This is a genomic window from Microbacterium sp. F2 (assembly GCF_052274505.1).
Taxonomy (GTDB): domain Bacteria; phylum Actinomycetota; class Actinomycetes; order Actinomycetales; family Microbacteriaceae; genus Microbacterium.
Genome location: NZ_JBNVBV010000003.1, coordinates 264,079 through 270,706, shown reverse-complemented (window position 1 = coordinate 270,706; position 6,628 = coordinate 264,079). Strand labels below are relative to the sequence as shown.

General features: G+C 67.7%; 8 protein-coding genes. 3 read left to right on the top strand and 5 right to left on the bottom strand.

Annotation, left to right across the window (positions count from 1 at the left end; translation table 11 throughout):
- Window positions 1-378 precede the first annotated feature (378 nt).
- Together ACQVDU_RS09015 and ACQVDU_RS09010 are read left to right on the top strand one after the other, a co-directional pair.
- On the top strand, window positions 379-1,068 hold the full coding sequence (locus ACQVDU_RS09015) for a winged helix-turn-helix domain-containing protein (RefSeq protein ID WP_300590501.1): 690 nt from the start codon (window positions 379-381) through the stop codon (window positions 1,066-1,068).
- Between the two features lie 155 nt (window positions 1,069-1,223).
- On the top strand, window positions 1,224-2,177 hold the full coding sequence (locus ACQVDU_RS09010) for a DNA-3-methyladenine glycosylase family protein (protein ID WP_443476930.1): 954 nt from the start codon (window positions 1,224-1,226) through the stop codon (window positions 2,175-2,177).
- 11 nt (window positions 2,178-2,188) lie between these two features.
- Here the strand turns inward: ACQVDU_RS09010 and ACQVDU_RS09005 are convergent, their stop codons facing one another.
- The 3 genes from ACQVDU_RS09005 to ACQVDU_RS08995 all read right to left on the bottom strand — a co-directional run bounded on the left by ACQVDU_RS09005 (window position 2,189) and on the right by ACQVDU_RS08995 (window position 4,274).
- The gene (locus ACQVDU_RS09005) at window positions 2,189-2,422 is read right to left on the bottom strand and encodes a hypothetical protein (protein ID WP_300590499.1); all 234 of its coding nucleotides are present in this window, start codon (window positions 2,420-2,422) and stop codon (window positions 2,189-2,191) included.
- Window positions 2,423-2,544: 122 nt separating this feature from the next.
- On the bottom strand, window positions 2,545-3,378 hold the full coding sequence (locus ACQVDU_RS09000; RefSeq protein ID WP_443476929.1) for an aldo/keto reductase: 834 nt from the start codon (window positions 3,376-3,378) through the stop codon (window positions 2,545-2,547).
- A gap of 38 nt (window positions 3,379-3,416) precedes the next feature.
- Window positions 3,417-4,274, bottom strand: a complete 858-nt coding sequence (locus tag ACQVDU_RS08995) for a Cof-type HAD-IIB family hydrolase (protein WP_443476928.1) — start codon at window positions 4,272-4,274, stop codon at window positions 3,417-3,419.
- Between the two features lie 62 nt (window positions 4,275-4,336).
- On the opposite strand from ACQVDU_RS08995, the gene ACQVDU_RS08990 reads away from it, so the two are divergent.
- Window positions 4,337-4,702, top strand: a complete 366-nt coding sequence (locus ACQVDU_RS08990; RefSeq protein ID WP_300590497.1) for a DUF2834 domain-containing protein — start codon at window positions 4,337-4,339, stop codon at window positions 4,700-4,702.
- On the opposite strand, the gene ACQVDU_RS08985 is transcribed toward ACQVDU_RS08990, so the two are convergent.
- Together ACQVDU_RS08985 and ACQVDU_RS08980 are read right to left on the bottom strand one after the other, a co-directional pair.
- Entirely contained in the window at window positions 4,671-5,495 is an 825-nt protein-coding gene (locus tag ACQVDU_RS08985; RefSeq protein ID WP_300590496.1) for a formate/nitrite transporter family protein, read from the bottom strand. The genes ACQVDU_RS08990 and ACQVDU_RS08985 overlap by 32 nt on opposite strands.
- A 69-nt stretch (window positions 5,496-5,564) precedes the next feature.
- The gene (locus tag ACQVDU_RS08980) at window positions 5,565-6,536 is read right to left on the bottom strand and encodes an NAD(P)-dependent alcohol dehydrogenase (protein WP_443476927.1); all 972 of its coding nucleotides are present in this window, start codon (window positions 6,534-6,536) and stop codon (window positions 5,565-5,567) included.
- Window positions 6,537-6,628: the final 92 nt, after the last annotated feature.

The window sequence follows — 6,628 nt, the reverse complement described above, 5'->3', positions numbered from 1 at the left end:
CACACAGGCAAGCTTCGCGCTCAAACTATGTGAGGCACCGGCCACCCCCACACGCTCAAAGAAGCTGAGGCACGTCGGCGATTTGACGCACTTCGACACTGTCGGTCATAATCGGCCGCATGACTGACAACGCGCATGTTCTGTCCGCCTGGGAGGCGAACGGTACTGCCGGCATGATGATGGCCGGCCGCTCAGTCATGTGTTGTCGAATGTGTCGCTGACGACACCTCAGCGGGGCTCGTCCTGCGATCCAGATCGCACCGCCCCCTAGCCCTCTCGCAGAGCGCCCCCATCAGAACCGCGCTCGACACCGACCGCCGGGTCACCGCAACACCTCTGCCCGAACCAGCCGGGCCCTCCGCAAGGACCATCATCCCCATGTCGAACACCGCCCTCCTCACCCGCCCCGCTCCCGCCCGTCACCTGCACGCCGTGCCGCCGATCGCTGACGAGCCCGCCGCGCGCACTCCCCGGGGCTTCGCTCTGTATGTCGGTCTCGATGAGGCCAAAGCCGCCGCTGCCGGCGTTTCACTCCCGGTTCTCGTCGATGCGCTGCGCCGCACCCTGGCCGAGCTCGCACCGGATGCCGAAACCTACGCCACTGTCGCGCTTGCGCCCCGAGGCGCCGGCGGACGCGATGTCGATGTCGTGCGCCGCGCACTGCGTGAGCCGTCGGCCATCGCCGCGGTTACTGCTGCCACCGAGCCCGAAGACACCGACCGCTCCGCACGCGGCGTCGTCTTCGATATCTCGCGCAAGCGCGTCGTTATCGACGGCGAGACGGCGCCGTTCACCTTCACGGAGTTCGAACTGCTCCAGTACCTGGTGCTCCGCGAAGGCCGAACGATCGAGCGGGCGGAACTGGTCTCGTCGCTCTGGCAGAGCGCCGAGGACGGCGAGGCGCCCGGAGAGCGCACGATCGATGTGCATGTCCGACGCCTGCGTTCCAAGCTCGGCCGCTACGAAGACATCGTGCGCACGGTGCGCGGTGTCGGTTACCGCTTCGATCGTCACGCCGACGTCGTCATCCGCTACGGCCACGGTGCGCCCTCGCCCGACCGGTTCTAGAGCGCACAGGGTCTCTCCCTCAGCATCCGATCGGCGTGCGACCTCCCGGTTCAGTCGCGCCTTGACGCGGGCTTCAGCGCCACTCACCCGCACGACAGCGCGACCGAACCATCAGGACCCGTCGGCGTGTCAGCCGACCCACGTATCGTGATCCCATGACCTCGCTGGCGCCGAGCCCCACCGCTTCCGCGGCGGCCCTCGAGACCGTCTACCGGCCGCGGCACCCGCTCGATCTGCGCGCGACCGTGGTGTTCCAGCGCCGTGGCGCGAACGACCCTACGCTCACCGTCGATGGACCCGTCATCTGGCGCGCGAGCCGTACGCCGCTCGGGGTGGCAACCCTCGCGCTGCGCGGCACCGCGGACGGTTCGGTGCGGATTGCGGCGTGGGGCCCGGGCGCTGAGTGGGCCCTCGAGCAGGCGCCCGCCCTGTGCGGTGTCAGCGATGATGCAACCGGGTTCGACGCGACGCGGCATCCGCTCATCGCGCACCTCGCACACCGCAACCCCGGGCTCCGGCTCGGGCGCACCGAGCTCGTCTTCGATGCTCTCGTGAGCTCCGTCGTCGAGCAGAAGATCACGGGATTGCAGGCGTTCGCGGCCTGGCGGCGGCTCGTGACCTGGTATGGCACGCCGGCGCCGGGTCCTACGCCGCGGCCGATGTTCGCCCCACCCACGATCGAGGGGTGGCGGCGCATCCCATCGTGGGACTGGCACCGGGCCGGACTCGAACCACCTCAGGCGCGAACGATCGCCCGGGTCGCCGAGCGCGGCGAATCGCTCGTGCGTGCCATCGTCACCGCCAGCGACTCCGAGCAGATCGACCGGGTCCTGATCTCGCAGCCCGGCATCGGGCCCTGGACCTCAGCCGAGACACGCATCAAGGCGCTCGGTGACCCAGATGCGGTGAGCGTCGGTGACTACCACCTCGCCCACGAGGTCGGCTATGCGCTCACCGGCTCGCGCACCGACGACGACGGGATGCTCGAACTGCTGTCCCCCTGGGCAGGTCACCGGCAGCGCGTCATCCGACTGCTCGCGGCGGCCGGCGCACCCCGCGAGCCGCGGCGCGCCCCACGGCTGCACCCCGAGGATCACCGGTCACGCTGACTCCGGTCCGTCTACTCGTCTTCGGGGGCAAGATCACCCTGCCCCTCTTCACCCAGGTCGGCGCTCAGCGGATCCTCGCCCTGCGTTTCGGGCAGGATGTCGGGATCGATATCGACCGTGGCATCCTCGACCGATCCGTCCTCCGACGAGCGCTGCGGGTCGACCGTGGGCTCAGCTCCTTCGATGGGGGCGATCTGTTCGACGGTGTCGGCCTCTTCCAGGGGATCACGTGCGCTGTCGGTCATGTCGATTTCCTTTCGCCAGGAGCCGCGCAACCCGCGCGGCACGGAGGACGTCAGGATCGCGCCAGACGGCCCTCCTCAGCGAGGGACTTGACAGCCCGGCCGGCGGTTGAAGCGAGTCGCCGTCACATCTCTTCGTGCGTGTTCGGGTCGCCGCCCCAGAGCCGCCCGCGCTCAAGCGCCGAGATCGCGGCAACCTGATCGTCGGTGAGCGTGAATCCGAAGACATCGGCGTTCTCGCGTTGGCGACCGGCGTGAGCGGACTTGGGAATGGGCGTGGCGCCGACCTGCACGTGCCAGCGCAGCACGACCTGCGTGGGGCTGATGCCGAGTTCAGTCGCGAGGTCGCCGATCACCGGTTCGCTCAGCAGTTCGCTGCGGCGCGCGAGCGGACTCCAGCTCTCGGTGCGGATGCCGTGAGTCGCGTGGTACGCGCGCAGCGATGCCTGCGGGAAGTAGGGGTGGAGCTCGACCTGATTCACGACGGGCATCACTCCCGTCTCGCCGTGCAGCCGATCGAGCATCGCCTCCGTGAAGTTCGACACTCCGATCGAGCGCACGAGTCCCTCAGCCCGCAGGTCGATCATCGCGCGCCACGTGTCGACATACTTGTCGACGCTGGGGTTCGGCCAGTGGATGAGATACAGGTCGATGCGGTCGAGCCCGAGGCGGTCGAGAGACGCGTGGGCGCTGCGGCGGGCCTCGTCGTACCCGTGGTCGCGCCCCGGGATCTTCGTCGTGACGATCAGTTCGTCGCGGTCCAGGCCGCTGCGCCGAACCGCCTCACCGACCTCGCCCTCGTTCTCGTAGTTCACTGCCGAATCCAGGAGGCGGTATCCCGCCTGGACGGCCGAGACGATGGCATCGGTGCCATCGTCCCCGCGGAGGCCATAAGTGCCGAAGCCCACCTCCGGGAAGCTCACGCCGTCGGCCAGGGTCACGGTGGGGATAGAGATCATGGGTCCATCCTGCCCCGTGGCAGCCGCACGCGGGGCCGTCAGCCCAGAAGGCGCTCCAGGACGCGGATGACGCCGTGGTCGACGTTGGATGGCGCCCGGTAGCGGGCTGCTGCCGCGACATCCGGATGCGCATTGGCCATCGCGAACGAGAAGTCTGCGGCATCCATCATGTCGAGATCGTTGAGGTAGTCCCCGAACACGGCGGTCTGCTCGGGAGTGACGTTCAGGAGGTCCTGGATGGCGCGAAGCGCCTTGCCCTTGGAGGCTCCCCGGTTCATGACATCGACCCAGTGGTGTCCCGATACGACGACCTGGTGCGTCAGACGGTGTCGCTCCAGCGCGGGAGCCGTGTTCTTCTCGCCGTCCTCGACGTCGAAGACGGCGACTTTCAGGATCTCGTCCTCCACGGCGGTGAGGTCGGGGACATCGGTCAGGCGCGCGTAGTACTTCTCCGCCTGGCTGCGGAAGACGGCATCCGTTCGTTCGATATACGCCGAGCCCTTGCCGCACAGCACGACGCCGACGTCGTGGGTGAAGCCGCGGATGTCACCCAGAAGCTCTGCGACGAACGCGCGGTCCATGACATCGGCGCTGAGCTCCTCATCACCGCGCGTCACGAACGTGCCGTTCTCGGCAATGAAGACAAGATCGTCACCGTGCGTACCGAACTCCCGGCGCAGTGTGGCGTGCTGCCTGCCACTGGCGGGTGCGAACGCGATCCCCGCCGCGCGCAGGCGGTCGAGCATCGGCCACAGCGCCGGCGGCACCGCGCCTTCGCCGTCAAGCAAGGTGCCGTCCATATCGACAGCGATCAGACGAATCTCGCTCGCTCGGCCGGCAAGAGCGTCGAGGTCGACGGAAGGATCGGGGGAGCCGTGCGAGGAGTCATCGATCACTCATTCATCCTGCCTGAGGCGCGCACCTGGTCGGATGCTGAGCGAGCGGTCAGGATCGAGTCATGACCCGACACTGGAGCCCCCTCGCCATCACCTACCTCGTCCTGGCCCTCGCGGGGCTGGTGGGCACGTGGTTCTTCAACACCCTCGCGATCATCCAGCTGCGAGACTTCATCGGCGACCTCATCACCAGCGGCCCGGCTGTCTCGTCGATCACGGTCGACCTGCTCGTCGTCGCCGTCGCCGGGTGCGTGTTCATCGTCGCCGAGTCTCGCCGGCTCGGGATGCGCTTCGCGTGGCTCTACATCCTCGGTTCGGGGCTTACGGCATTCGCCTTCACATTCCCCCTGTTTCTGGCGATGCGCCAGCGTCGGATGACGCAGCTCGCGGCATCCGTCACACCGATGCCTGGGCCTCCTCGGGCCTGAGGGTCTGCACGGAGGGCCAGCGCGGCGCCCCGCCGATCACCCAGTAGGCAAGTCCCACGAACACCGCGCCGCCGACGAGATTGCCGAGGCCGACCCACAGCATGTTTGTGCCGAACGAGAGCCAGGTCGCGCTCGGGACTCCGGTCGCAAACCCCAGGGTGAAGGTCGTCATGTTTGCCACGACATGCTCGAAACCCGACGTGATGAACGCCAGCAGTGCCCAGAAGATGACCACGAACTTCGGACCGTCGGTGGTCGACCGCGCGACCATCCAGATCGCGAGGCACACGAGCACGTTGCACAGGATGCCGCGCACGAACAGCTCCAGAGGTGATTCGTGAGCCTTGGCATCCAGCATCACCTCGAGCATCGCGCCAGCAGCGGGATTGGCGTGCAGGACTCCCGACACCGCGACGAGCACCCCGAACAGTGCCGAGCCGAGGAGGTTCGCGACGAACGTGAAGCCGAGCGCGCCCGCGGCCGGACCGGGTGCTGTCGCGCGCATGAGTGTTCCCTGCGTGAGCGTCATCATCGATGAGGTCACAAGCTCTGCCCCCGCGAAGACGACGAGGGTCAGTGCGACGCCGAACACCAAGCCGCTGACGAGCTTCGCCCAACCGCCGCTGGTTTCGACCAGCGGGCCTGCCGCATTGAGCATCAACACGACGGCGATGCCGACGTAGGCGCCGGCGAGCATCCCCGAGACGGTGAAGCGCAGCGGATGCCTCATCCCCTCGATCTTGTGGATCGCCGCATCGGCTTGGAGGTCGAGGGTCTCTTCGATCGTGCGCACACGGGCACGATACGCCTGTGGTCAGGCCACATGAAGGGCCGAAGGTCCCCGCTGAGGCCACCGCGGCCGTCAGGGTCGCACGACGATTTTTCCCGGGACGTGTCCACCCTCGAGCTCCGCGATCGCCGCGGGCACCTCCGTGAGTCCGACCTCTCGATGGATGATGCTGCGCAGGCTCCCCTCGCCGAGCATCGTCGCGAGGGTCGCGAGGTCTTCTCCCGACCACGTCGCGTTCACCATGACGACCCGCTCTCGGCGGAATCGACTCGTGATCAGTCCTCGAAAGATCCGTGTGGCAGGCCCGAGGAGCAACCCGTCGCCGGGGCCACCCACGAGGACAAGCGAGCCTCCCGGCGCGAGAAGGGATCGCAGATACGCGATTCGTGCTCCGCCGGCGATATCGAGAATGACGTCGAACCGCTCGTCGATGGCGTCGACCTCGCCCCGCGTGTAATCCAGAACGCGGTCCGCTCCCAAACCCTGGACCCACGAGGCGTTGCGCCCGCTGCAGCTTGCCACAACACGACCAGCACCGAGAGCGCGGGCGATCTGCACGGCGTAGTGCCCCACGCCACCCGCGGCGCCGAGGATCAGCACACGGGAGCCCGCCGTGATGAGCCCCTGGTTGCGCAGGGCCTGCAGCGCCGTCAGACCCGCAAGCGGCACAGCAGCCGCGGCTTCCAGCTCCACGCCATCGGGAATCCGCACGAGATACTCGGCGCGCGCGGTCGCCGACTCCGCCAGCGAGTTTCGCGCGACGCCGAACACGGGATCGCCCACTCGCAGATCAGCGACGTCATCCGCAACCTCGGTGACGATGCCGGCGACGTCTACACCGAGTCCGGGATTGCGCGGATGGCGCCATCCGGATGTGGGGCGCATCAACCAGGGCAGGCCACGCATGTGATGCCACTCGAACGGGTTCAGCGATGCAGCGGCAACCCTCAGCCGAACGCGCCCCGCTTCCAGCGGCTCGTCATCGATGTCAGCGATCTCGAGCGTCTCCGGTCCGCCGTAGCGGGAGCGGCGAATAGCGAGCATGGTGGCCCTCCTGAGTCAAATCGATTCAGCCTTACACCGTATGGTTGGCGACCAGGCTAGTCTTACACCGTAAGTTCGTCAAGGTGCGGAAA